The sequence below is a fragment of the Streptomyces sp. NPDC002564 genome, assembly GCF_042889645.1.
Lineage (GTDB): Bacteria > Actinomycetota > Actinomycetes > Streptomycetales > Streptomycetaceae > Streptomyces.
In genome coordinates, this window is record NZ_JBIARE010000001.1 from 743,493 (window position 1) to 769,982 (window position 26,490).

The window sequence follows — 26,490 nt, forward strand, 5'->3', positions numbered from 1 at the left end:
GCACGGGCGGACGGGTCAGGAGCAGACCGTGCCGGCCTCGGGCACCGTGCCCCGCAGCAGATAGCCGTTCACGGCATCGCGGACGCACCTGTTCTTGCTGTCGTACGCCCCGTGCCCCTGACCCTTGTACGTCAGCTCGACGCCGACGCCCTTGCCGAGCGCCCGCGCCATCTTGCGTGCGCCCTCGTAGGGGGTCGCCGGGTCGCCGGTGTTGCCGATGACGACGATGGGCGGGGCGCCCGCCGCGCTCACGTCGGGGTGGTCGGCCTGCCCCTCGACCGCCCAGTCGGTGCAGCTGACCATGCCCCACGCCAGGTAGTCGCCGAACAGCGGTGAGGCCTCGCGGAAGGCGGGGAGCTTCTCGTCGACGTACTGCGGGGTGTACCGCGCCTTGTCGTCCGCGCAGTTGATCGAGACGTTGGCGGACTGGATGTTGCTGTACTCGCCGTCCTCGTTGCGCCCGTTCATCGAGTCGGAGAGCGACATCAGGATCTTGCCGTCGCCGTCGTAGGCCTCTTCCAGGCCCTGGGTGAGGTAGGGCCAGAAGTCCTTGGAGTACAGCGACTGCGCGATGCCGTTGGTGGCGGCGGTCTGGGTCAGCTCGCGCGGCGGGAGGCCGGGGATGGGCTTCGCGTCCAGGTCCTTCAGGAGCTTCGCGATCCGGTCCTTGACGTCCTGCGCGGTGTCGCCGACCGGGCAGTCCTCGACCTGGGACGCGCAGTCCTTCGCGAAGTTGTCCAGGGCGAGCTGGAAGCCCTTCGCCTGTCCGAGCGAGCCCTGCTCGGCGGTCTCGGTGGGGTCGACGACCGCGTCGAAGACGGCCCGCCCCACCTTCTTGGGGAACAAGTGTGCGTAGACGCCGCCGAGTTCGGTGCCGTAGGAGATGCCGAAGTAGTGCAGCTTGTCGTCGCCGAGGACCTGACGCATGAGGTCCATGTCGCGGGCCGCGTCGGTGGTGCGCACGTGCGGGAGCGTCTTGCCCGCGTTCTTCTCGCAGCCGCTGTTGAAGCCCTTCACGTTCTCGACGAGCTTCTTGCGCTCGGCCTCGTCGTCCGGCGTGGAGTCCTGCTGGAAGTACTCGTCGAGCTGCTCGTCGTCCTCGCACATGATGCCGGCGCTGCGGCCGACCCCGCGCGGGTCGAAGCTCACCAGGTCGTAGCGGGTGCGCAGCTTGGTGTAGTCCTCGCCGAAGGCGGGCAGCGTGGTGACGCCCGAGCCGCCGGGACCGCCGAAGTTGAAGACGAGGGAGCCGATGCGGTCGGCCTTGTCGCCGCTCGTGTCCGCCTTGATCAACGCGATGTCGATCGTGTCGCCCTTCGGCTTCGACCAGTCGAGGGGCGCCTTCATGGTGGCGCACTGCCACTCGGCGCCGCCCGGCAGCGGCGACGGGGCGCTGCCGCCGCCCTCCGCGGCGTCGGGCGCGGGGCAGTCCTTCCAGCTCAGCTTCTGAGCCGACAGATCCTCGTCCTTGGAGTCGTCGCTGCCGCCGCACGCCGCGAGCGTGGCGGACAGGAGCAGGGTGGCGGCGGCCAGCGCGGTGGCGCGCGGCTGGGACTGTGTGGGCATGTGCCCATCCTGCGGGGGGTCCTGACGGGGCGCTCGGGGCGCGGTCCGTGTGGGTGAGTCAGCCCTCGGCGATCCGCCGGGCGGCCGCCGTCCCCGTCGCCACGCACGCGGCGACGCCCACGCCCTCGTACGCCGCGCCGCACAGCGCGAGCCCCGGCAGCTTGTCGACGGCCTCGCGGACCCGCCCGATGCGCTCCAGATGGCCGACGCCGTACTGCGGAAGGCCCCGCTCCCAGCGGGTGACGCGGGCCGCGACGGGCTCGCCGATGGAGCCGAGCGCCTGATGCAGCTCGATGACGGAGGCACGCACCAGATGGCGGTCGGGCACCGCGAGCCGGTGCTCCTCGGCGACCCGGCCGACCGAGGTGCGCAGCACGAAGAGGTCGGGTGCGGCCTCGCCCTGCCAGCGCCACTTGTTGCTGAGGAAGGTGGCCGCCTTCAGGGTGCGCCCGTCGACCGCGGGCACGAGGAAGCCGTTGCCCTCGGGCAGCTCGTCCCCGTGACCGTGGCCGGGGCCGTGGCCCTGCGCCCTGGTCAGCGCCTTCGTGCGCGGGAACGCCATGGTCACCACGGCCGTGCTCGCGTGCTGGATCGCGCCGAGGTCGGCGTCGGCGAGCGGTGCGTGCGGCCGCAGCAGCTCGGCGGCCTCGTAGGCGGGCACGGCGAGGATCACCGCGTCCGCCTCCAGGAGGAGCGGCCCGTCGCCGGTGACGGCGAGCACCCGCCACCGGCCCCCGGGGGTGAGCTGCAGCTCCCGCGCGCGCGTGCCGGTGAGCACCCGCGCCCCGCTCGCGTCGGCGACGGCGCGCGGCAGGCGGCCGGTGCCGCCCCGCAGGCCCTGGACCGGCACGACCCGGGGCCGGGCGGCCCGCTGCGGCGCCCGCATCGCGCGCAGCGCCGCCAGCAGCGGCTCGCCCCGCTCGGCGACCGCCGCGACGCGCGGCAGCGCGGCCCGCAGCGAGAGCCGGTCGGGGCGGCCCGCGTAGACCCCGCCCAGCAGCGGCTCCACGAGCCGGTCCACGGCCTCCTGCCCGATCCGCCCGCCGAGGTACTCGGCCACCGTGACGTCGTCGGTCAGCGGCTCGGCGGGCAGCGTGTCCTCGTGGCGCAGCCGGGCCGTCCCCTCCTCGGACAGCAACCCGGTGCCCGCGAGCGCGCCGGGGTCGGTGGGGATGCCCATGACGTGACCGGCCGGCAGCGGGCGCAGCGCGCCGTCCGACCACAGGGTGGTGGGCGCGGGCGCCGGGTCGCACAGCGCGTCGCCGAGCCCGACCTCCTGCGCGAGCCGCACCGCCTCGGGGCGCAGCGCCATCAGGGACTCGGCGCCCTCGTCGACCGGGACGCCCGCGAGGGTGCCGGTGCGCAGCTTGCCGCCGATGCGGGGCGCGCCCTCCAGGACGGTCACCTCCACCGTCCCGCGCAGCCGCCAGGCGGCGGTCAGACCGCTGATGCCGCCGCCGACGACGATCACTGAACGCGTCATGCCGTGCTCGCTTCCCTGCGGGGCCCGCGGGCCGGTGTGGCCGCCTGCGCGAGCAGCTCCCGCAATTCGTCCTGGTACGGGAAGCTCCCGGGCTCGTACGCGCACCAGGGGTCGGCTGCGAGCACCCGCCCCGTCGCCCCGTACGCGCGCGAACGGGAGCCGCCGCACACGGTGTTGAACTCGCAGCGCCCGCAGGCGCCGCCGAGCAGTGCGGGCTCGCGCAGCGTGGTGAACAGCGCGGAGCCGCGGTAGATGTCGAGGAGCGGATGGTGCTTCACATTGCCCGCGGACAGCGGCAGGAAGCCGCTGGGGTGGACCTCGCCGGTGTGCGAGACGAAGACGAAGCCGCGCCCCGAGCCGACGTCCATGGGCGGCCTGCGCACCGCGCGCCGCTCCCCGTCGTGCAGCCCGAGCGCACGCGCGCGTGCCGTCAGGCGCGCGTACAGGGGGCCCGTCGCGGGCGTCTCGCCGCGTCGGTCCAGGATGGTCCGCTGGAGTGCGACCCGCCGGAAGTGGTGGCCCTCGGTCGTCTTGGTGGCCATGACCGCGCCCGTGTCGTACAGGAAGTGCAGGACGTCCTCGACCTCGTCGGCGGTCAGCGCGGAGAGCTGTTCGCCGCGGCCCGTCGGTACCAGCACGAAGCCGCTCCACAGCATCGCGCCCTCGCGCCGCACCAGGGCCGCGATGTCCGCGAGGTCCTCCAGGCTGTTGCGGGTGACGGTCGTGTTGACCTGCACCTTCAGGCCGAGTTCGCGTGCGGTGCGCCAGCCCTGAAGGGTCCACTCGAAGACGCCGTCCACACCCCGGAAGGCGTCGTGCCGCTCGGCCGTGGATCCGTCCAGGCTCAGCGAGAGGGCGATGGCGCCCGCGTCGCGCACCGCCGTCAGGTTGGCCCGGTCCAGCGTCGGCGTGCCCGAGGGGGAGACGGCGACGCGCAGGCCGAGCGACGTGCCGTACGCGACGAGGTCGGTCAGGTCGGCCCGCTGGAAGGGGTCGCCGCCGGTGATGACGAACAGCGGGCTCGGCCTGCCGAAGGCGGCGATCTGGTCCATGAGGCGGCGGGCGTCCGCGCCGTCCAGCTCGCCCGGGTCGCGGGCGGGCTGCGCCTCGGCCCGGCAGTGCAGGCAGGCCAGCGGGCACGCGCGCGTGGCCTCCCAGATGACGATGAAGGGGCGCTCGCCGACGTCGTGCCGGGGCCGTCGCACGACCCGGCTCACGACACCCGCTCCCAGCCGCGCTCCGGCTCCCGGCTCGCGAGCTGCTCCGGGTCCCTGCGGCGGTAGACCACGTAGGGCCGGAAGAGGTACTTGAAGGGGGCGCTGACGATGTGCGCGAGCCGCGAGAAGGGGATCAGCGCGAACAGCGCGAAGCCGAAGACGATGTGCAGCTGGAAGGCGAGGGGCGCCGCGCCCATCAGCCGGTAGTCGGGCCGGAGCGTGAACAGGCTGCGGAACCAGACGGAGATGCCCTCACGGTAGTTGTAGTCGACCGCTCCGGTGGAGTTCAGGACGGTGGCGATCAGGCCGAGCAGCATCGCGCCGAGCAGCACCGTGTACATCAGGTGGTCGCTGCGCAGGGTGGCCTTGCGGACGGCGGGCACCCGCAGGCGCCGGTAGACCAGGATGCCGATGCCGGCGGCCGCGGCGAGGCCCGCGACGGCGCCGGTGGAGACGGCCATCAGGTGGTACGTGTGGTCGCTGACGCCCACCGCGTCGGTCCAGCTGTCGGGGATCAGCAGCCCCACGACGTGGCCGAGCACCACGAAGACCATGCCGAAGTGGAAGAGCGGCGAGCCGATGCGCAGCAGCCGGGACTCCTGGAGCTGCGAGGAGTGCGTGGTCCACCCGAACCGGTCGTAGCGGGCCCGCCAGACCAGACCCGCGATCAGGAGGGTGACGGCGACGTAGGGCATGACGCCCCACAGGAGGAGGTCCATTACGCCGGGGTCCTTTCCTGGGCGGTGACGGTGGGCCAGGGGAGGTCCACTCCGGGGCCGAAGGGTTCGAGTCCGACGCTCTCGCGGGGCGGTCCGCTGCGGGCGAGCGCCTTCGCCTCGGCGCGGGTCCGCGGGGAGGGGCCGGGCAGCGTCCCGCAGACCGCTTCGAGCACGCGCGCGTAGGGGGTGCCCGCCTCGGTGACGGCGAGCCGCAGCAGTTCGAGCCCGGCCCGGTGCTCCTCCAGGAGGGCGGTGCCCGCCTCCTCCTCGCGGGCGGCGAACTCCAGCAGCACCGGCAGGAAGTCCGGCAGTTCCCGGGAGGCGAACTCCAGGCCGTGCTCCCGGTACACGCGCTTGACGCGCACCAGGGACAGGCCGCGGTTGCGGGTGTCGCCGTCCGTCCACCAGGTCAGGTACAGGCAGCGGCGGTTGCGGGTGTCGAAGACGTGCGTGTAGTGCGCGGCGAGGTCCAGCGGGCGCTGCTCGCGCGCGTGGGCGACGAATGCGCGCAGCAGCGGGTGCTCGGTCGCCTCGTGGAGGTCGTCCAGGTCCGCGTAGAGCCGCTCGTCGGGGTACTGCAGGAGCCGCCCGGCGACCAGGCGTACGACAGCTTCGGGGGTCATGCGCTCTTCCTCCGGCCGATGTTGAGGAGCGGCTTGGTGCCGGCCCCCGCGTAGCCGACGGGGCAGCCCTCCCGCAGGGCGTCGTCCGCGAGCGGGTGGCTCTCGGAGAGGGCGTCCGCGTCGGCGCGGGCGGCCGTCGGGATCACGTACCGGTCCTCGTACTTGGCGATGGCGAGCAGCCGGAACATGTCCTGGAGCTCCTCGCCGGTCAGTCCGACCGCCCGGGCGACGGACTCGTCGCCCTCGCCGCCGAGGTTGATGCCCCGCATGTAGGAGCGCATCGCGGCCATCCTGCGCAGGACCGCGTCGACCGCGAACGCGTCGCCCGCGGTGAGGAGTTCGGCCAGGTACTCGACGGGGATGCGCAGCGAGTCGATCGCTCCGAAGAGGTTGCCGGCGTCCTCCCCGTCCCGGCCCGCGGCGGCGACCGCCTCGACCACCGGGGACAGCGGAGGCACGTACCAGACCATCGGCATCGTGCGGTACTCCGGGTGCAGCGGCAGCGCCACCTGGTACGTCCTGATCAGGTCGTACACGGGGGAGCGGCGGGCCGCGTCGAGCCACTCGTCGGTGATGCCGGACGCGCGGGCGGCGGCCGCGACCGCCGGGTCGTGCGGGTCAAGGAAGCACTCCAACTGCGCCGGGTAGAGGTCCTGTTCGTCCTCCACGGAGGCGGCCTCGGTGACCTTGTCGGCGTCGTACAGCATCACGCCCAGGTAGCGCATCCGCCCGACGCAGGTCTCCGAGCAGATGGTCGGCATCCCGGCCTCCACGCGCGGGAAGCAGAAGGTGCACTTCTCCGCCTTGCCGGTGGAGTGGTTGAAGTAGACCTTCTTGTACGGGCAGCCGGTGACGCACATCCGCCAGCCGCGGCACTGGTCCTGGTCGACCAGGACGATGCCGTCCTCCTCGCGCTTGTACATCGCCCCGGAGGGGCACGAGGAGACGCACGCGGGGTTGAGGCAGTGCTCGCAGACGCGCGGCAGGTAGAACATGAAGCTCTGCTCGAACTCGAAGCGGATCTTCTCGCCGACCTCGTCGCGGAGCTTCTCCACCAGGGGGTCCTTGGGCCCGTGCTCCGGGGCGCCGCCGAGGTTGTCGTCCCAGTTGGGACCCCACTCGATGGTGCCGATGGGCTCGCCCGTGACCTGCGAGACCGGCTTGGCGACCGGCATGTCGTCACCGGCCGGGGCGTCGGTGAGGTTCTTGTACTCGTACGTCCACGGCTGGTAGTAGTCCGAGAGCTCCGGCAGCTCGGGGTTGGCGAAGATCTGCCCGAGCCGCTTGAGGCGCCCGCCGGCCCGCAGCCGGAGCCTGCCGGACCTGGTCCGCTCCCAGCCGCCCTTCCACCGCTCCTGGTCCTCCCAGCGGCGCGGGTAGCCCTGTCCGGGGAGCGTCTCGACGTTGTTGAACCAGACGTACTCGGTGCCCTTGCGGTTCGTCCACGCCTGCTTGCAGGTGACCGAACAGGTGTGGCAGCCGATGCACTTGTCCAGGTTCATGACCATGGCTATCTGGGCCATCACGCGCATGGTGTCAGTACTCCACATCCTGCGAGCGGCGGCGGATGACCGTCACCTCGTCGCGCTGGTTGCCCGTGGGGCCCAGGTAGTTGAAGGCCCAGGTCAGCTGGGCGTAACCGCCCACCAGGTGGGTGGGCTTGAGCATGATCCGGGTGAGCGAGTTGTGGATGCCGCCGCGCCGGCCGGTCTTCTCCGTCCTCGGGACGCCGACGGTCCGCTCCTGGGCGTGGTTCATGTAGACCGTGCCGGGCGGCATCTTGTGGGAGACGATCGCGCGGGCCGTGATGACGCCGTTGCGGTTCACCGCCTCGATCCACTCGTTGTCGCGCACCCCGATGGCGTCGGCGTCCTGCGGGGACATCCACACCGTCTGACCGCCCCGGCCGAGCGTCATCATGTAGAGGTTGTCCTGGTACTGGGAGTGGATCGCCCACTTGTTGTGCGGGGTCAGGAAGCGCACCGCCACCTCCCTGCTGTCGCCGTCCGTCCGGGCGCCCAACTCGGGCTCTCCGTAGAGGCGGTGCATGTTCAGCGGCGGCTTGTAGACCGGCAGTGCCTCGCCGACCTCGTGGATCCAGTCGTGGTCGAGGAAGAAGTGCTGGCGGCCGGTGAGCGTGTGCCACGGCTTGAGGTGCTCGGTGTTGACGGTGAACGCGGTGTAGCGGCGCCCGCCGGACTCGCTGCCCGACCACTCGGGCGAGGTGATGACCGGCACCGGGCGGGCCTGGGTGTCCGCGAACGTGATCCGCTTGCCCTCGGCCTCGGCGGCCAGGTGCGCCAGCTCGGTGCCGACGCGCTTCTCCAGCGTCTCGAAGCCCTGGGTGGCCAGGCGCCCGTTGGAGGTCCCGGAGAGCGACAGGATCGCCTCACAGGCCCGCTGGGCGGTGTCCAGACGCGGCCGGCCGTCGGCGACGCCGCCGCGCACCGCGCCGTTCTTCGCCGTCAGGTACGCGACCTCCTCGCCGACGTCGAAGGTGACCGCCTTCGTGGTGACGCCGAGCCGGTCGACCAGCGGGCCGAGCGCCGCGAACTTCTCCCCGACCGCCCCGTAGTCGCGCTCCACGACCGCCAGGTTGTACATCGTGCGCCCCGGGACGGGCTCGCACTCGCCCTTGGACCAGTCGAGCGCGACGCCGCCGGGCTGGGCCATCTCGCCGCCCGGGGTGTCGTGCTGCAGCGCCGTGGCGACCAGGTCGCGGCGCACGCCCAGGTGCTCGCCCGCCAGCTCGCCGAACCGGCGGGCCACGGCCAGGAACGCGTCGTAGTCGGTGCGCGCCTGCCAGGGCGGGTCCACGGCCGGGGTGAACGCGTGCAGGAACGGGTGCATGTCGGTGGACGACAGGTCGTGCTTCTCGTACCAGGTGGCGGCGGGCAGGACCACGTCGGACAGCAGCGTCGTCGACGTCATCCGGAAGTCGAGGCAGAGCAGCAGGTCGAGCTTTCCCTCGACGTCCTCGGCGCGCCACTTCACGTCGCGCGGCGCGCACCGCGGCCCGTCGTCGGGCAGGTTGGAGTGCGTGCCGAGCAGGTGCTTGAGGAAGTACTCATTGCCCTTGGAGGACGAGCCGAGCAGGTTGGCCCGCCACACGTTCAGCACCCGCGGCCAGTTGCCGGGCGCGTCGGGGTCCTCGCCCGCGAAGCCCAGCGTGCCGTCCTTGAGCTCCTTGACGGTGTCCGCCACCGGGTCCTCGGCGTCGCCCAGGTCCAGCGGGTTGCGGTCGAAGGTCGGGTAGGACGGCATCCAGCCCATCCGCGCGGAGGCGGCCAGGCAGTCCGCGCCGGTCATCCCCTCGAAGCGGCCGGTGCCCAGCGGCGAGGCCAGCGACTCGGCGGGCAGCGTGTCGTAGCGCCACTGGTCGGTGTGCAGGTAGAACCAGCCCGCGCCGATCATGTGGCGGGGCGGGCGCCCCCAGTCGGACGCGCTCGCGAGCGTCGCCCAGCCGGTCACCGGACGGCACTTCTCCTGCCCCACGTAGTGGCCCCAGCCGCCGCCGTTGCGGCCCTGGCAGCCGGTGAGGGTGAGCAGCGCGAGGAAGGCGCGGTAGGTGGTCTCCGCGTGGAACCAGTGGTTGGTGCCCGCGCCCATGAGGATCATGCAGCGCCCCTGGGAGGCCTCCGCGGTCTCGCCGAACTCCCGTGCCACGCGCGCGGCCTGGGCGGCCGGCACGGAGGTGAGGGTCTCCTGCCAGGCCGGCGTGCCGGGCTGGGAGGCGTCGTCGTAGGAGGCGGGCCACTCGCCGGGCAGCCCCGCGCGCGGGACGCCGTACTGGGCGAGCATCAGGTCGTAGACGGTGGTCACGAGGCGTCCGCCGATGCGGCGGACGGGCACGCCGCGGTGTACCACGGCGGTGTCGGCGTCCTCGGCCTGGCCCTCCTCGAAGCGCGGCAGCACGATCTGGGCGGTGTCCCCGCCGTAGAGCGTGAGCCGCGGCACGGTGTCGCCGAGGTCCAGGTTCCAGTCGGGGGTCTGCGCGGTGCCCCAGCGGTGGCCCAGGGTGCCGTTGGGGACGGTGGGCTCGCCCGTCGCGTCGTCGATCAGGACGGTCTTCCACACCGCGTTCTCGCTGTCGGCCGCCTCGCCCCCGAGGTCGGCCGCGGTGAGGAACTTGTGCGGGACCAGGCCCTTGTCGGTCTCGTCGAGCGTCACCAGGAACGGGAGGTCCGTATACCGGCGGACGTAATCCGTGAAGAACGGGGTCTGCCGTTCCACGAAGAATTCCTTGAGGATGACGTGCCCCATGGCGAGGGCCAGCGCGCCGTCCGTTCCGGGGTGCGGGTGCATCCATTCGTCGGCGAACTTCGTGTTGTCCGCGTAGTCCGGCGATACGGTGACGACTTTCTGCCCGCGATAGCGCGCCTCCGTCATCCAATGCGCGTCCGGCGTCCGCGTCACCGGCACATTGGAGCCCCACATCATCAAATAGGCGGCGTCCCACCAGTCACCCGACTCCGGTACGTCGGTCTGGTCACCGAAGACCTGCGGAGAAGCGACCGGAAGATCCGCGTACCAGTCGTAGAAGGAAAGCATCGGGGCGCCGATGAGGGAATGGAAACGGGCGCCCGCCGCGTGCGACGCCATCGACATGGCGGGAATGGGGGAGAAGCCCGCGACCCGGTCGGGGCCGTGCTCCTTGATGGTGTGGACGTGCGCGGCCGCCACGATCTCGACGGCCTCCTCCCAGCTCGCCCGCACCAGGCCGCCCTTGCCGCGGGCCCGCTGGTAGCGCCGCCTGCGCTCGGGGTCGCCCTGGATGTCGGCCCAGGCGAGCACCGGGTCCTTCAGGCGCGCCTTCGCCTCCCGGTACATCTCCAGGAGGGTGCCGCGCACATGCGGGTACCGGACCCGCGTCGGCGAATACGTGTACCAGGAGAAGGAGGCGCCGCGCGGGCAGCCGCGCGGTTCGTATTCGGGACGGTCGGGGCCCACGGAGGGATAGTCCGTGGCCTGCGTCTCCCAGGTGATGATGCCGTCCTTGACGTACACCTTCCAGCGGCACGAACCCGTGCAGTTCACGCCGTGCGTCGAATACACGACCTTGTCGTGGCTCCACCGGTCCCGGTAGAACGATTCGGCGTCCCGGCCCCCGACGTGCCGCACCCGGTGCAGATCCTCGGAGGTCTCGGCGGTCCGGGTGAAGAAACTCCCGGCCTTCACGAGCGTCTCAGCGATGTCTTTCCTCTGCTGCAACGTCTTGTCTCCTGGCCGTCCCGAAGAAATGGCCGCACGGCACGTGCCGCCTACAACGACCCTAAGCCTGGCGGAGGTTGGGACCCCGGGGACTTAGGTCCCGTAAGAGGGTGACCTCCTGCCGGAATTATTCGGGCCCTGTGCTGCGACGCTGGAATCCTGGGCACGCGGTCGGGACGCTGAGAGGCGGGGCGGATGGGACGGAAGAGACGCGGCGGGCTGCGCTCGTGGCTGCCGAACCAGCACGGCGCCTGGGCGATGCTCGCGGTGCCCTTCGTGGCGGGCGTGTTCCTCTCCGACGGGTCCGGCGGGCCGGGGACCGGCCCCCGATGGGCCCATCTGCCGCTGTTCGTCGCCTGGTTGGCCGGATACGTCGCCGCCTTCCACGCCCAGCAGTGGATCCGGCTGCGCCGCCTCTCCCGCAACCCCAGGGCGCCGCGCCGCCATGTGCGCCCCGCCCTGGCCGCGGCGGCGGTGAGCGCGCTCTGCGGGGTGCCGCTCCTGTTCGTCCACCCCTGGCTGCTCGTCGCGGCCGCCTGCGCCGCGCCCTTCGTGGCCCTCAACACGTACTACGCGTGGCGCAACAAGGAGCGGGCCCTGGTGAACGGCCTGGCCGCCGTGGTCCCCGCCTGCGGCATGCTCCTGGTCACGCTGCGGACGGGCGGCGGCTCCCTCGCCGACGGCTGGCGCCCCGCGCTGGCCTGCCTGCTCTTCTTCGCGGGCACGGTGCCGTACGTGAAGACGATGATCCGCGAGCGCGGCTCACGCGCGTACCACCGGGCGTCGGTGGCCTACCACGCGCTCGCCGTGCCCGCCGCGTACGCCCTGAACCCCTGGCTCGCGCCGCTGTTCGCCGCCTACCTGGCCCGCGCGGTGCTGCTGCCCGGCAAGGGGCTGAAGGTGCCGGTGGTCGGCGCGGTCGAGGTGACGGGCGCCGTGCTGCTGCTCGCGGCGCTCCTGCTGCTGTTCTGACCGGTCCGGGGGCACCGGGCCGTCCGGCGGGGCGGGCCGGCTCCCCGGCCGCCCCCGGGCGTCAGAGCAGTCCCTTCCGCGTCAGGTGGTTGAAGAACAGCCACCCCGGAAGCACCGGGAGCCACAGCGTCAGGAGCCGGTAGAGCAGCACCGCGGGCGCCGCCACGTCCTTGGGCACGCCCACCGCGATCAGCCCGAAGGTCAGCGTCGCCTCGACCGCGCCGACACCGCCGGGCGTCGGCGCCGCGGAACCGAGCGCGTTGCCCGCGAGGAAGACCACCGCGACGCTCGCGAGGCTCAGCGTCGTCATCTGCTCGTTGCCGAAGGCCCGCACCGACGCGTCCAGACAGAGCACGAACATCAGGGTCAGCAGCAGCATGCCGCCGATGCCGGTGAGCAGCTTCTGCGGCCGCTGGAGCACGTCCAGCATGCGCGGCACGACACCGGCGAAGAGCGAGCGCACGCGCGTGACGACGAATTTCCGCAGGAAGGGGATCGCGGTCACCACGAGCACCAGCACGGCGACCGACAGCAGACCGGCGATGACGGTCCGGGACGGCGTGAACGACGGCGTCTTCTCCGTGCCCGTCAGATAGCCGAAGACCAGCAGCAGCAGGATGTGCGAGCCGAGACCGAAGAGCTGCGAGGCACCGACGCTCGCCACCGCGAGCCCCGAGCGCACCCCGGACCGTTGCAGGAAGCGCGTGTTGAGCGCGACCCCGCCGACCGCGGCGGGCGCCACGATCTTCACGAACGACCCGGCGACCTGCGCCGCCACCGCCCGCAGGAACGGCACCCGCTCCGGTACGAAGCCCAGCAGGCTCATCGCGGCGGCGAAGTAGCTCAGCGCGGAGAAGCCCACCGCCGCGGCCACCCAGCCCCACTCGGCCTCCTGGAAGAGCGTGCCGAACTCGACGTGCGTGAGCTGTGACAGCAGGAAGTACGCGCCGATGGCACCGGCGATGAAGCTGATCAGCGTGCGCGGCCTGATCCGCTCCAGCTGCGCGGGCTCGACCGGCGCGGTCGGGCGGATGAGCAGCACCTGGTGGCGGATCTGGGTGAGCAGGTCCTCCTCGCGGGCCTGGTCGAGGGCGTCGTCTATGGCCTGCTTCTCGGCCTGCCGTTCCTGCTTGGCGGCCTGCTTCTCCTGCTTCTGGGACGGCTTCGGTGCCTCCTCCTCCGGCACCTCCGCGCGCGCGGCCTGCTTGGACCTGCGGGAGGCATCGAGGACCGCCTCGCGTTCGCGCTGGGAGCGTTCCCTGGCCAGTCTGCGCAGCGTGGAGCGGGTGGAGCGGGTGAGGGCGATCGGCTGGAGCAGCGGCAGACAGTCGGCGACCGCGTCCGGGCCGAGCACCTCGACGGCGGCGGCGACCGCGCGCTCGGCGCCCACGCGCAGGCCGAAGGCGGTCAGGAGCTGGGCGATGTCCATGCGCAGGACCAGGTCGCCCGCGGCGATCTCGCCGCCGCGCAGGTCCGTGAGGATCACCGTGCCGGAACGATCCACCAGAATCGCGTCGCCGGCCAGCCTGCGATGCGCGATCCGCCGGGACTGCAGTGCCTGCACCTGCCGCCAGGTGTCGCACATCAGCCCGTCCGTGATGGCCTCGTCCGGCAGCGAGTCCAGGGAACGGCCGCCGGTGTGCTCGTAGACGAGCATCACCGCGTCCGGGCCGAGCTCGGAGGTCGCGATCAGCTTGGGCGCGTTCGCCCCGGCCGCGATGGCCGCGTACGCCAGCAGGGCCTCCTGCTCCAGGGCCTGGCGCAGCGACTGCAGGCTGCGCCGCTGGGTGATGCCCCGCAGGGTCAGCCTGCGCCACACGCGGTAGAAGAAGCCCTGCGCCTGCTGTTCGCGGTCGATGACCGTGACGTCCAGCGGCGGGCCGTCCTCCAGCGTGACGAAGTAGCGTCGGCCGCGGTCGCCGTGCTCGCTGTCCGGGGACTCCTCGCGGGCGGCGCTCACCGGGTGGAAGCCGACGTGCCGCAGGCCCACCAGCAGGGTCTGCCCGGTGGGCCGCACGTTCGGCGAGCCGACCGCGTACAGCGTCCCGTAGGCCACCGCCCAGCCGATGAGCACCGTCAGGATGATCGAGAACGGCGTCGTGTAGCCGGTGACCAGCATGGTGAACGCGTCGAGCAGCAGCACCACGAACAGCACGAGCCGCCAGCGCGGTCTGCGGGACATGCCGACGGCCGTCATGTACGCGATGACCGGCGCGAGATAGCCGTGCACCGGATCGGTGAACGCGTGGATGTCGGCGGGGGACGGCTTGGTCAGCGCGTCCTGGATGGAGCCGGGGGCGGCCTTCGCGACCCAGAGGTCGGTGGCCAGCGTCACGCCGTGCGCGAGGACGGCCGCGAGCACGCCGTCGGCGATGCGCAGCCCGTCCCGTTTGATCAGCCGCTCGATGGCGAAGGCGACGGGGACGAGGAGCACGCCGATGCTGGCGACCAGGCCCGCGACCTTGATCAGCAGATCGGGCGCCTGCTCGGTGCCCTTGTCGATGTCCTGTTCGAGCCCGGACGTGGTGCCGTGCGCGAACGCGGCGATGGACAGGAGCACGGCGATGGCGAGCACGCCGACGAGCAGCCGCATGAGGTCGGAGGGGCGGTGCACGCGGGCGGCCAGGAGCGGTTCGTCGCCCGCGACGCGGTCGGTGTGCGCCTCGTCGCCGTCGCCGTCGACGCAGTCCGGGACGGGTTCGCGGTCGCGGTCGGTGCCGCTGTCGGAGTCGGTCTCGCCGGTCTCACCGATCTCACCGGTCTCGCCGATCTCACCGGTCTCGCCGATCTCGCCGATCTCGCCGATCTTGTCCGGCTCGTCCGCCTTGCCGGTCTCGTCTGTCTTGTTGCTCTTCAGGGCGCGCTCACCGGTGTCCGGGTGCGACTCGGCCGCAGAGGTGCCCGCCTGTTCATCGGGATGCACGCCCTGCTGCTCCGTCGTCTCTTCTTGATCTCGTATCACCAGTCACCGCCCGCACGATGGTGGCATGTCCAACCCGTGGAGGGGGGCATCAGGGGGCAACGCCAGGCTGCGAAGTGGTCACGAAACGGCACTTTGCGCCCAGTCGGGCGGCCCGGCGCACGGCCCGGCGCACCCTGTGTGCCGCACCCGTCACCGTGTCGGTGGCGTACGGCAGGATGGACCGGATGAGCGAGCAGAGCCGAACGGGACGGGTGCGGTCCGACGACGCGGCGCCGGAGCTGCCGGAGTACCCCGAGTACCCCGAGTACGCAGAACGGGTCCTTGAGGTCGCGGAGCTGATCCCCCCGGGCCGGGTGATGACGTACGGAGACGTCGCCGAATGGCTGGAGGAGGGCGGCCCGCGCCAGGTCGGACGCGTGATGGCGCTCTACGGAGGAGGCGTGCCGTGGTGGCGTGTGGTGCGCTCGGACGGCGCGCTGCTGCCGGGCCACGAACTGCGCGCCCTGGGGCACTACCGGGACGAGGGCACCCCTCTGCGGCAGGCCTCGCGCGCCGCCCAGGGGCACATGCCGAAGCTGGACATGCGGCGGGCACGGTGGGACGGCTCGGGCCTGCCGGACGGCGGCGGCGCGGAAGGCGACGCCGCGGGTGTCGCGCGCCCGCAGGCTCCGGAGGCTCACACCTGACAGCTTCCGGCATCCGGCCGGGCGACGGGGGACCGGTGGCCCGTACGGGGGAAGGCACGCGTCCTCCACGCCCACTGGCGTAGCGTCGACAGCACACATCCCCGTCACCCCGCGGCCACCGCGCGGCCGCTCTTCGACCAGCAGACCCACCAGGACCGGCGACCCACGTGAGTTCCCCCTCTTCCACTCGGCACATCCGGCACCCGTCGCACCACCAGGTACGACAGGGGACCAGGGATGGCTACCGACTGGTGCGTACGCCGCCGGGCCCACTGGACCCCCCTCGCTTGGACGCAGGTCAGCGCGGTGTGGTTGACCACAAGGAAGGTCCCCTGCTGGTCCTCGCCGGTCCCGGCACGGGCAAGACGACCACCCTGGTGGAGGCCGTCGCCGCGCGCGTCGCCCGGGGCGGGGACCCCGCGCGGATCCTCGTGCTCACCTTCAGCCGCAAGGCGGCGGTGGAGCTGCGCGACCGCATGGCGCTGCGCATCGGCGCGGCCCACGCCCCGCAGGCCACGACGTTCCACTCCTTCTGTTACGCCCTGGTCCGCGCCCACCAGGACACCGAACTGTTCGTCGAGCCGCTGCGGCTCCTGTCCGGCCCCGAGCAGGACGTGGCGGTACGCGAGCTGCTCGCGGGCCAGATCGACCTCGCGCAGCAGGGGCACGGGCACATCCGCTGGCCGGACGAGCTGCGGGCCTGCCTGACCACGCGCGGCTTCGCCGACGAGGTCCGTGCGGTGCTGGCCCGCAGCCGGGAGCTCGGCCTCGGCCCGGACGCCCTGGACGCCTTCGCCCGCCGCAGCGGCCGGCCCGACTGGGGCGCGGCGGCGGCCTTCCTCGCCGAGTACCTGGACGTGCTCGACCTGCAAGGAGTGCTCGACTACGCGGAACTGGTCCACCGCGCGGTGCTGCTCGCCCGCCGCCCCGAGGTGGCGCGGGCGCTCGGCGCGCAGTACGACGCGGTGTTCGTGGACGAGTACCAGGACACCGACCCGGCGCAGGTGCGGCTGCTGCACGGGCTCGCCGGGGGCGGCCGCACGCTCGTCGCGTTCGGCGACCCCGACCAGTCGATCTACACGTTCCGCGGTGCCGACGTGAACGGCATCCTGGAGTTCCCCCACGACTTCCCGCGCGCGGACGGCCGTCCGGCGCCGGTCGCGGTCCTGACGACGTCCCGCAGGTCGGGCGCGGGGCTCCTCGCGGCCACCCGGCTGCTCACCCGGCGGATGCCGCTGACCCGACTGCCCGCGGAGAAGGTGCGCGCCCACCGGGAGCTGACGCCGGTCAGGGACGGCGGCGGCGTCGAGGTGTACACGTACCCGACCGCCGGCACGGAGCTCGACAACATCGCGGACATCCTGCGCCGCGCGCACCTGGAGGACGGGGTGCCGTGGGGCGACATGGCGGTCCTGGTCCGTGCGGGTGCCCGCACGATCCCCGCGATCCGCCGCAGCCTCAGCGCGGCGGGCGTCCCCCTGGAGATCGACGGCGACGACATCGCCCTGCGCCACGAGCCCGCGGTGACGCCCCTGCTGACGGCGCTGCGGGTGGTGGCGACGGCGGTCGACACGGAGGCTTCCGCAGCGGGTGACGGGGGCGGGGCGCCCGGCACGGAGGAGCCCGGGGCGACGGACGCGAGCGCGCCGGAGGCGGGGGGCGCGGGGGCTCCTCCCGGGACCACGGATGCCGACACCTCCGAGTCGGCGGTCCCGAGTGCGCCCGGGACCACGGAGGCCGGTGGCCCGGAGGCGACAGTCACTGGCACCTCCGAGGCCACGGGGGCCGGCGCTCCCGAGGCCGGTGATCCGGAGCAGGCCGACAGCGCCACCCCCGAGGCCATGGACACCGGCGTTCCCGAGTCCGAAGCCCCCGCCACCCCCGAGGCGGCAGCCACCCCCGAGGCCGCAGCCACCTCCACCCCCGACGCCGCAGCCCCCGCCACCCCTGCCACCCCTGCCACCCCCGCCACCCAGTCCCCCACCGTCGCCCCTTCCTGGCTCGACACCGAGACCGCGCTCACTCTCCTCACCTCGCCGCTGGCCGGCATGGACGCGGCCGATCTGCGTCGGCTGGGCCGTGCCCTGCGCGAGGAGGAGCGGGCGGCGGGCAACCACCTGCCGCCGCCCTCCGACGCGCTGCTGGCCCGCGCCCTCGCCGAGCCGGAGCGGCTCGTCGCGCACGACCCGACGTACGCCAGGGGCGCCCAGCGGCTCGGCGCGCTGCTGCGCAAGGCCCGTGAGCGCCTCGCGGGCGGCGGCACGGCCGAGGAGGCGCTGTGGGAGCTGTGGGACGGCACGCCCTGGCCCAGGCGCCTGGAGCGCACCGCCCGGCGCGGCGGCGCGGCGGGCCGCAACGCCGACCGCGACCTCGACGCGGTGTGCGCGCTGTTCGCCGCCGCGGCCCGCGCGGAGGAGCGCACCGGCGGGCGCGGCGCCCTGAACTTCCTGGAGGAGACCGAGGCGCAGGACATCGCGGCGGACACGCTCACGCGGCGCGCGGTACGCCCCGACGCGGTGCGCCTGATGACGGCGCACCGCTCCAAGGGCCTGGAGTGGCGGCTCGTCGTGGTCGCGGGCGCCCAGGAGGGCCTCTGGCCCGACCTGCGCCGCCGCGGCTCGCTCCTGGAGGCCGACCGCATCGGCCGGGACGGCCTGGCCGAGCCGCTGACGCCCGGAGCGCTCCTCTCCGAAGAGCGCCGCCTCTTCTACGTGGCCGCCACGCGCGCGCGTGAGCGCCTGGTCGTCACCGCGGTGAAGGCGCCCGCGGACGACGGCGACCAGCCGTCCCGCTTCCTGACCGAACTCGGCGTCGAGCCCCAGGACATAACGGGCCGCCCGCGCCGCCCCCTGTCCGTCGCCGCGCTCGTCGCCGAGCTGCGCGCCACCACCGTCGACCCGCGGGTCTCCGACACCCTGCGCGAGGCGGCGGCCCAGCGCCTGGCCCGCCTCGCCGCGCTCGGCGACACCGACGGCCGCCCCCTCGTGCCGTCCGCGCACCCCTACCGCTGGTGGGGCATGGACGAACCGACGGCGAGCGAGGTGCCCCTGAGGGACCGCGACAAGCCCGTCGTGCTCTCCGGGAGCGCCCTGGACCAGCTCGCCAACACCTGCTCGCTGCAGTGGTTCCTGGGCCGCGAGGTGAAGGCGGACGCCCCCGCGACCGCCGCCCAGGGCTTCGGCAACGTGGTGCACGTGCTGGCCGACGAGGTCGCCTCCGGACGCACCCCGGCCGACCTCGCCGTCCTCATGGAGCGCCTCGACTCGGTGTGGGACGCGCTCGCGTTCGACGCGCCGTGGAAGTCGGCGCAGGAGAAGGAGAACGCGCGCGTGGCGCTGGAGCGCTTCCTCCAGTGGCATGTGATGGACCGCGCGAGCCGCACCCCCGTCGCCAGCGAGCACGGCTTCGACGTGACCCTGGAAGCGGGTCCCTACGAAGTGCGGGTGCGCGGCTCCATGGACCGCGTCGAGCAGGACGCGGAAGGCCGTGCCTACGTAGTGGACTTCAAGACCGGCAAGCAGGCGCCGAGCTCCGCCGAGGTGGCCCGGCACCCGCAGCTCGCCGTCTACCAGCTGGCGATCCGCGAGGGAGCCGCGGACGAGGTCTTCGACGGCGAACGCCCGCCGCCGGGCGGCGCCGAACTGGTCCAGTTGCGCCAGGGCGCCGCCAAGAAGAACGGCGGCGAGGCCCTCCCGAAGGTGCAGGCCCAGGAGGCCCTCTCCGGAGAGTGGATCGGCGACCTCCTCGCGACGGCGGCGGGCAAGGTGCTCGACGAGCGGTTCACGCCCACCACGGGCCAGCACTGCACCCACTGCGCCTTCCGCGCCTCCTGCAGCGCCCGCCCGGAGGGGCGCCAGGTCGTGGAGTGAGCGCGCGGGCGCACCCGTGGCGATTGTCACGTCATGGCATCAGTGGGCATAGCACCCCCATGGGCAATTTAAAGTCGCAGTAAAGACATGCTGTGCACCGGCTGTTGGTGCACCTTTTTGAGGAGAAGTGCGGATATGGCAGCCCATCGGAAGCTCCTGGCCGTGGCCGTCACCTGCGCCGCCGCCGTCATCGGCGTGGCCGGCTGCAGCAGCGACGGCGACAAGGACCCCTTCGACGGCCTGAGCGCCGACAAGATCGCCGACAAGGCCTCCAAGGCTTCCAAGGACGCCGGCTCCTTCACGATGAAGGGCAAGATGAAGCAGGGCGGCCAGGCCAACGACCTGGAGTTCGCCGTCGCCGAGTCCGGCGACTGCAAGGGCACGATGGGCTCGCAGAAGAAGGGCGTCGCGCAGTTCCTGTCCGTCGGCAAGACCTCCTACGTGAAGGCCGACGACAAGTTCTGGGAGGGCCAGGGCGGCAGCTCGACGGCCGAGCTCCTCAAGGGCCGCTGGGTGAAGTCGCCCAACAAGAGCGGCGACAGCGTCTGCAACCCGGACGACATGTTCAAGTCCGACAAGCTCAAGAACCTCAAGCGTGAGGACGACGCCGAGGTCGACGGCAAGAAGGCCGCCGTCCTCACCCAGAAGAAGGGCAAGGAGACCACCACCTTCTACGTCGCCATGGAGGGCAAGCCCTACTTCCTCAAGGTGGTCAACAAGGGCAGCGAGGACCCGGGCTCCATCGTCTTCAGCGGCTACGGCAAGCCCGTCGACGTGAAGGAGCCGCCGGCCAAGGAGGTCGTCGACGCGAAGAAGATCGCCGCCGGTTCCTGATCGCGCGTCTCTTCTGAAGCGGCGGTGGCCGCCCGCGCCCGGGTCCGCCCGGATTGTCGGTGGCCACCGCTAGCCTCTCTGTCGTGTCACCTCGCCTCACCGATCCCGAGCAGCTCAAGGAGCTCCTCGGCATCCCCTTCACCCCGGAGCAGACGGCCTGCATCACCGCGCCGCCCGCCCCGCAGGTGATCGTGGCCGGAGCCGGTTCCGGCAAGACGACGGTGATGGCCGCCCGCGTGGTCTGGCTGGTCGGCACCGGCCAGGTCGCCCCCGAGCAGGTCCTCGGCCTGACGTTCACGAACAAGGCGGCGGGCGAGCTCGCCGAGCGCGTGCGCCAGGCCCTGGTCAGGGCGGGCGTCACCGATCCCGACGCGGCCGACCCCGACAACCCGCCGGGCGAGCCGGTCATCTCCACGTACCACGCCTTCGCGGGCCGCCTCCTGACCGACCACGGCCTGCGCATCGGCCTGGAGCCCACCTCCCGCCTGCTCGCCGACGCCACCCGCTTCCAGCTCGCCGCCCGCGTGCTGCGCGAGGCCCCCGGTCCCTACCCCGCGCTGACCCGGTCCTTCCCCGACCTCGTCAGCGACCTCCTCGCGCTCGACGCCGAGCTCGCCGAGCACCTCGTGCGCCCCGAGCGGCTGCGCGCCCACGACACCGAGCTGCTGCGGGCCCTGGAAGGCGCCAAGCTCTCCAACGCCGACCTGCGCAAGGTCCCCGACACCGCCGCCGCCCGGCTGGAGCTCGCCGAGCTCGTCGAGCGGTACCGCGCGGCGAAGCGCTCCCGCGACCTCCTCGACTTCGGCGACCAGATCGCCCTCTCCGCGACCCTGGCCCGCACCCGCGCGGAGGTCGGCGAGATCCTCCGCGAGGAATTCCGCGTCGTCCTCCTCGACGAGTACCAGGACACCTCGGTCGCCCAGCGCATCCTCCTGTCCGGCCTGTTCGGCGGCGGCACCGGCCACCCGGTGACCGCGGTCGGCGACCCCTGCCAGGCCATCTACGGCTGGCGCGGCGCCTCCGTGGCCAACCTCGACGACTTCCCCGAGCACTTCGCGTACGCCGACGGCCGCCCCGCCACCCGCCACGCGCTCAGCGAGAACCGCCGCAGCGGCGGCCGCCTCCTGGACCTCGCCAACGGCCTCGCGGAGCCGCTGCGCGCCCTGCACGCGGGCGTGGAGGCCCTGCGGCCCGCGCCCGGCGCCGAGCGCGACGGCGTGGTGCGCTGCGCCCTGCTGCGCACCCACGCCGAGGAGATCGGCTGGCTCGGCGACTCGATCGCCCACCTCGTGCGCACCGGCACGCCGCCCGGCGAGATCGCCGTCCTGTGCCGCACGGCCACGGACTTCGCCGAGATCCAGGCCGCGCTCGTCGCCCGCGACATCCCCGTGGAGGTCGTCGGCCTCTCCGGGCTCCTGCACCTCCCCGAGGTCGCCGACCTCGTCGCCGTCTGCGAGGTCCTCCAGGACCCGGGGGCCAACGCCTCCCTGGTGCGGCTCCTGACCGGCCCGCGCTGGCGCATCGGCCCCCGCGACCTCGCGCTCCTCGGCCGCCGCGCCCGCCTCCTCGTGCGGCCCGGGCACACCGCCCCCGACGACCCGGACCGGCGCCTCGCCGAGGCCGTCGAGGGGGTCGACCCGGCCGAGGTGATATCGCTCGCCGACGCCCTGGACACCTTCCTGGAGTCCCCCCTCGACCCGGACGACGCCTCCGGGGCGGACGACGGGCTGCCGTTCTCCGCCGCGGCCCGGGTGCGCTTCGCGCGGCTCGCCGCCGAACTGCGCGAGCTGCGCCGCTCCCTGGCCGACCCGCTCATGGACGTGCTGCACCGCGTGCTCGCCGTGACCGGCCTGGAGGTGGAGCTCTCCGCGTCGCCGGGCGCCCTCGCGGCCCGCCGCCGCGAGACCCTCTCCAACTTCCTGGACGTCGCCGCCTTCTTCGCCGCGCACGACAACGGCGCGACCCTGCTGGCCTTCCTCGGCTTCCTGCGCACCGCCGCCCAGTACGAGAAGGGCCTCGACAACGCGCTGCCGGGCGGCGAGAACACCGTCAAGGTGCTCACCGCCCACAAGTCGAAGGGCCTGGAGTGGGACGTCGTCGCCGTCCCCGGCCTGGTCGAGGGCACCTTCCCGAGCGCCCAGGGCCGCGAGAAGTGGACCGCCCAGGCCAAGGTGGTCCCGCACCGGCTGCGCGGCGACGCGGCCACCCTGCCCGACGTCACCGCGTGGGACGCCAAGGGCATGAAGGCCTTCCACGAGGACATGAAGGACCACCAGCGCACCGAGGAGCTCCGCCTCGGCTACGTGACGTTCACCCGCCCCCGCTCCCTGCTCCTGGGCTCCGGCCACTGGTGGGGCCCCTCCCAGAAGAAGCCGCGCGGCCCCTCCGACTTCCTGTGGGCCCTGCACGACCACTGCGCGGCGGGCCACGGTGAGACCGAGGTCTGGGCCGACGCACCGGCCGAGGACGAGGAGAACCCCGCCCTGCACGAGGCGACCGCCGACCAGGCCTGGCCGCTCCCGCTGGACGACGACTCCCTGACCCGCCGCCGCGCCGCCGCGCGGACGGTCCTCGCCCACCTGGACCGCCTGACCGGCCAGGAGCCGGAGCACGCGCGCGCCCGGGGCGCGGACCCGTCGCCCGACGGCACCCGCCCCTGGACGCACGGCGACGTCCCCCCGGCCGACGACCCCGAGTGGCCACCCCCTCCGGAGGACGACGAGCCTCCCTACGAAGAGGCCCCGTACGACGAGCCCCCTTACGCGGAGGACGAGCCCCCTTACGGCGAAGCGGAACTCCCGGACGCCGGTCCGGCCGACTGGGACGCCCTGACGACGGAGCGCCCGACGGTGCGTCCGACGGTCCCGCACCCGGCCGACGCCCCCCGACCGACGCGCCCCGCGGCCGACGCCGGCCCGGACCCCGCCGGGCAGACCCCCGCCGAGCAGGGCCCCGCACCGCACGACAGCCACGCGCACGTGCCGTCCCCCACGGTGCCGCCCGACGCCCGCCCGCACCCGGCCGACCCGTACCCGGCCGATCCGCAGCCCGCCGACCCGTACCCGGCCGATCCCGTCCCCGCCGGCGCGCCCCACCGGGCCGCGCACGGCGACGGCGGCACCCGGCTCACCCCGGAAGAGGCCCGCACCCTCGCCTCCTGGGACCGCGACCTCGACGCCCTCACCGACGAGCTCCTGCGCGCCCGCGAAGCCGTCAGGGACATCCCGGTGCCGCCCTCGCTCACCGCGTCCGAGCTGATGCGCCTGGCCGCCGATCCCGACGGCTTCGCCCGCGACCTCGCCCGGCCCATGCCGCGCCCGCCGCAGCCCGCGGCCCGCCGCGGCACCCGCTTCCACGCGTGGATCGAGTCCCGCTTCGAAGAGCTCACCCTGCCCATGCTCGACCCCGAGGACCTGCCGGGCGGCGCCCGCGACGAGGCCGAGATCGCCGACGAGCGGGACCTGGAATCCCTCAAGGAGGCCTTCGAACGCACCGAGTACGCCCACCGCGCGCCCCACCGCGTCGAGGTCCCCTTCCAGTTCGTGATCGCGGGCCGCGTCATCCGCGGCCGCATCGACGCCGTCTACAAGGACGGCGAAGGACCCGGCGCCACGTACGAGATCGTCGACTGGAAGACCAGCCGCACCCGCACGGCCGACCCCCTCCAGCTCGCCGTCTACCGCCTCGCCTGGGCCGAGCAGCAGGGCGTCCCCCTGGAGTCGGTGCGGGCCGCCTTCCTCTACGTACGCAGCGGGGAGACCGCCCGGCCCCGGAACCTGCCGGACCGGGCCGGCCTGGAGCTGCTCCTCCTGGAGGACCCGGCCGCCGCGCCCGCCGGTGAGCCGCCCGGCGACGAGCCACCGGGAGAGCCGGCCCCGGATGGCGGATAGGCTCGTGACCATGAGCGAGACACCGGACAGCGCCGTCCGCACGTACATCGAGAACCACCGTGCCGCCTTCCTCGACGACCTCGCCGAGTGGCTGCGCATCCCGTCCGTGTCGGCCCAGCCCGACCATGCCGGGGACGTGCGCCGCAGCGCGGAGTGGCTCGCCGCCCAGCTCAAGGAGACCGGCTTCCCGGTCACGGAGGTCTGGGAGACGGCCGGCGCCCCCGCCGTCTTCGCCGAGTGGCCCTCCGGCGACCCGGCCGCCCCCACCGTCCTGGTCTACGGCCACCACGACGTGCAGCCCGCCGCCCGCGAGGACGGCTGGGACACCGACCCCTTCGAGCCCGTCGTACGGGGAAACCGCCTGCACGCGCGCGGCGCGGCCGACGACAAGGGGCAGGTCTTCTTCCACACCCTCGGCGTCCGTGCCCACCTCGCCGCCACCGGGCGCACCGCGCCCGCGGTGAACCTGAAGCTGCTCGTGGAGGGCGAGGAGGAGTCCGGCTCCCCGCACTTCCGCGCGCTGATCGAGGAGCGCAGGGACCGCATCGCCGCCGACGCGGTGATCGTCTCGGACACCGGCATGTGGTCGGAGGACACCCCGACCGTCTGCACGGGCATGCGCGGCCTCGCCGAGTGCGAGATCGAACTGCACGGACCCGACCAGGACATCCACTCCGGCTCCTTCGGCGGCGCCGTGCCCAACCCCGCCACCGAGGCCGCCCGCCTCGTCGCCGCGCTCCACGACGAGCACGCGCGCGTGGCGGTCCCCGGCTTCTACGACGGCATCACGGAGCTCACCGACCGCGAGCGCGAGCTCTTCGCCGAGCTGCCCTTCGACGAGGAGCGCTGGCTGCGCACCGCCAAGTCGTACGGCGCCCACGGCGAGGCCGGGCACACCACCCTGGAGCGCATCTGGGCCCGCCCCACCGCCGAGGTCAACGGCATCGGCGGCGGCTACCAGGGCGCGGGCAGCAAGACGATCATCCCGTCGTCCGCCGTCGTGAAGCTGTCCTTCCGGCTCGTCGCGGGCCAGGACCCGGACCGCGTCGAGGACGCCGTGCGCGCCTGGGCCGCCGACCGCGTCCCCGCGGGCATCCGCCAGAAGGTCACCTTCGGCGCCGCCACGCGCCCGTGCCTGACCCCGCTGGACCACCCGGCCCTGCAGTCCGTCGTGCGCGCGATGGGCCGCGCCTTCGGCCAGAAGATCCGCTTCACCCGCGAGGGCGGCTCAGGACCGGCCGCCGACCTCCAGGACGTGCTCGACGCACCCGTGCTCTTCCTGGGCATCTCGGTCCCCTCCGACGGCTGGCACGCGCCGAACGAGAAGGTCGAGATCGACCTGCTGCTCAAGGGCGTCGAGACGACCGCCTACCTGTGGGGCGACCTCGCGGAGAACTGGCGCGATGCACACTGAGAGCCGCCGCGCCGCACCCGTCCCGCCGCACCACCCATCTCATCGGGGGAGTTGGAAGCACCTGTGACCACTTGGACCGACCGCACCGCAGACCGGCCCGTCACGCTGACCGCGCCGAGCGGCATCGACCGCGCGGCGCACCACCGCATGGACGAGGCGTGGCTCGCCGCCGCCTGGAGCCACCCCACGACCCGGGTCTTCGTGGTCTCCGGCGGCCAGGTCCTCATCGACGAGACGCCCGAGGGCCGCACCGAACTGGTGATGACACCGTCCTTCGAGGCGCCGCTCACCGAGGAGCACCGCTACTTCCTGGGCACGGACGACGACAACGTCAGCTACTTCGCGCTGCAGAAGGACTCCCTGCCGGGCCGCATGGACCAGTCCGCGCGCCCCGCCGGACTGCGCGAGGCGGGCCTCCTGCTGTCCCCCCGGGACGCGGGCCTGATGGTGCACGCCGTGGCCCTGGAGAACTGGCAGCGCCTGCACCGCTTCTGCTCCCGCTGCGGCGAGCGCACCGTCATCGCGGCGGCGGGCCACGTCCGCCGCTGCCAGGCCTGCGGCGCCGAGCACTACCCGCGCACGGACCCGGCCGTGATCATGGCGGTCCGGGACAGCGACGACCGCATCCTGCTCGGCCGCCAGGTGCACTGGCCCGAGGGCCGCTTCTCCACGCTGGCGGGCTTCGTCGAGCCGGGGGAGTCCATCGAGCAGTCGGTGCGCCGCGAGGTGTTCGAGGAGGCGGGCGTCACGGTCGGCGACGTCGAGTACGTCGCGAGCCAGCCCTGGCCGTTCCCCTCCAGCCTGATGCTGGGCTTCATGGCCGACGCGACCTCCTCGGAGATCAACGTCGACGGCGAGGAGATCCACGAGGCGCGCTGGTTCTCCCGGGAAGACCTGCGGGCCGCCTTCGAGTCCGGGGAGGTCATGCCTCCCTACGGCATCTCGATCGCGGCCCGACTGATCGAACTCTGGTACGGCAAGCCCCTGCCGAAGCCGGGAACCGTGGGCTGACCCCCGACCACCCCACCGGTGCGGACAGCCGGGAGCACAGGAACGACAGCAGGCCCCCGCGGAAGCGAGGGC

At 73.3% G+C, this 26,490-nt stretch carries 15 protein-coding genes; 7 read left to right on the forward strand and 8 right to left on the reverse strand.

Annotated features, from left to right (window positions below):
- Window positions 1-15: 15 nt before the first annotated feature.
- From ACFYXE_RS03435 to ACFYXE_RS03465, 7 genes are read right to left on the reverse strand one after another with little or no spacing between them, the layout of a single operon-like run.
- Entirely contained in the window at window positions 16-1,566 is a 1,551-nt protein-coding gene (locus tag ACFYXE_RS03435) for an alpha/beta hydrolase (RefSeq protein ID WP_389308390.1), read from the reverse strand.
- Between the two features lie 58 nt (window positions 1,567-1,624).
- Window positions 1,625-3,049, reverse strand: a complete 1,425-nt coding sequence (gene hemG, locus ACFYXE_RS03440) for a protoporphyrinogen oxidase (RefSeq protein WP_389308393.1) — start codon at window positions 3,047-3,049, stop codon at window positions 1,625-1,627.
- Window positions 3,046-4,266 carry a TIGR04053 family radical SAM/SPASM domain-containing protein gene (locus ACFYXE_RS03445; RefSeq protein ID WP_389308395.1) on the reverse strand — a complete coding sequence of 407 codons (1,221 nt, stop codon included), beginning with the start codon at window positions 4,264-4,266 and terminating at the stop codon, window positions 3,046-3,048. Before ACFYXE_RS03445 ends, hemG begins: the two co-directional genes overlap by 4 nt.
- Entirely contained in the window at window positions 4,263-4,985 is a 723-nt protein-coding gene (gene narI, locus ACFYXE_RS03450; RefSeq protein ID WP_389308397.1) for a respiratory nitrate reductase subunit gamma, read from the reverse strand. Before narI ends, ACFYXE_RS03445 begins: the two co-directional genes overlap by 4 nt.
- Window positions 4,985-5,608, reverse strand: coding sequence for a nitrate reductase molybdenum cofactor assembly chaperone (gene narJ / locus ACFYXE_RS03455; RefSeq protein WP_361172420.1), 624 nt, complete (start codon window positions 5,606-5,608; stop codon window positions 4,985-4,987). Before narJ ends, narI begins: the two co-directional genes overlap by 1 nt.
- Window positions 5,605-7,140 carry a nitrate reductase subunit beta gene (narH, locus tag ACFYXE_RS03460; RefSeq protein ID WP_389308400.1) on the reverse strand — a complete coding sequence of 512 codons (1,536 nt, stop codon included), beginning with the start codon at window positions 7,138-7,140 and terminating at the stop codon, window positions 5,605-5,607. Before narH ends, narJ begins: the two co-directional genes overlap by 4 nt.
- 4 nt (window positions 7,141-7,144) lie before the next feature.
- Window positions 7,145-10,819 carry a nitrate reductase subunit alpha gene (locus ACFYXE_RS03465; RefSeq protein WP_389308402.1) on the reverse strand — a complete coding sequence of 1,225 codons (3,675 nt, stop codon included), beginning with the start codon at window positions 10,817-10,819 and terminating at the stop codon, window positions 7,145-7,147.
- A 195-nt stretch (window positions 10,820-11,014) separates the two neighbouring features.
- On the opposite strand from ACFYXE_RS03465, the gene ACFYXE_RS03470 reads away from it, so the two are divergent.
- A complete protein-coding gene (locus ACFYXE_RS03470) occupies window positions 11,015-11,791 on the forward strand; it encodes a YwiC-like family protein (protein ID WP_389308404.1) in 777 nt (258 codons plus the stop codon).
- Between the two features lie 61 nt (window positions 11,792-11,852).
- Here the strand turns inward: ACFYXE_RS03470 and ACFYXE_RS03475 are convergent, their stop codons facing one another.
- Window positions 11,853-14,714: a lysylphosphatidylglycerol synthase domain-containing protein gene (locus tag ACFYXE_RS03475; RefSeq protein ID WP_389308406.1), complete on the reverse strand. Its 2,862-nt coding sequence runs from the start codon at window positions 14,712-14,714 to the stop codon at window positions 11,853-11,855.
- Window positions 14,715-14,938: 224 nt separating this feature from the next.
- Here ACFYXE_RS03475 and ACFYXE_RS03480 point away from each other — a divergent pair, with 224 nt between their 5' ends.
- The 6 genes from ACFYXE_RS03480 (at window position 14,939) to nudC (ending at window position 26,418) form a co-directional block, all read left to right on the forward strand.
- Window positions 14,939-15,400, forward strand: coding sequence for an MGMT family protein (locus ACFYXE_RS03480; RefSeq protein ID WP_389308408.1), 462 nt, complete (start codon window positions 14,939-14,941; stop codon window positions 15,398-15,400).
- A gap of 167 nt (window positions 15,401-15,567) precedes the next feature.
- Window positions 15,568-19,269 carry an ATP-dependent helicase gene (locus ACFYXE_RS03485; protein WP_389308410.1) on the forward strand — a complete coding sequence of 1,234 codons (3,702 nt, stop codon included), beginning with the start codon at window positions 15,568-15,570 and terminating at the stop codon, window positions 19,267-19,269.
- 135 nt (window positions 19,270-19,404) lie between these two features.
- On the forward strand, window positions 19,405-20,103 hold the full coding sequence (locus ACFYXE_RS03490; RefSeq protein WP_389308412.1) for a hypothetical protein: 699 nt from the start codon (window positions 19,405-19,407) through the stop codon (window positions 20,101-20,103).
- Between the two features lie 83 nt (window positions 20,104-20,186).
- A complete protein-coding gene (locus ACFYXE_RS03495; protein WP_389308414.1) occupies window positions 20,187-23,993 on the forward strand; it encodes a UvrD-helicase domain-containing protein in 3,807 nt (1,268 codons plus the stop codon).
- 10 nt (window positions 23,994-24,003) lie between these two features.
- Window positions 24,004-25,407, forward strand: coding sequence for a dipeptidase (locus ACFYXE_RS03500; protein WP_361180665.1), 1,404 nt, complete (start codon window positions 24,004-24,006; stop codon window positions 25,405-25,407).
- A gap of 63 nt (window positions 25,408-25,470) precedes the next feature.
- Complete coding sequence (nudC, locus tag ACFYXE_RS03505) at window positions 25,471-26,418, forward strand: NAD(+) diphosphatase (RefSeq protein ID WP_389308416.1); 948 nt, start codon at window positions 25,471-25,473, stop codon at window positions 26,416-26,418.
- Window positions 26,419-26,490: the final 72 nt, after the last annotated feature.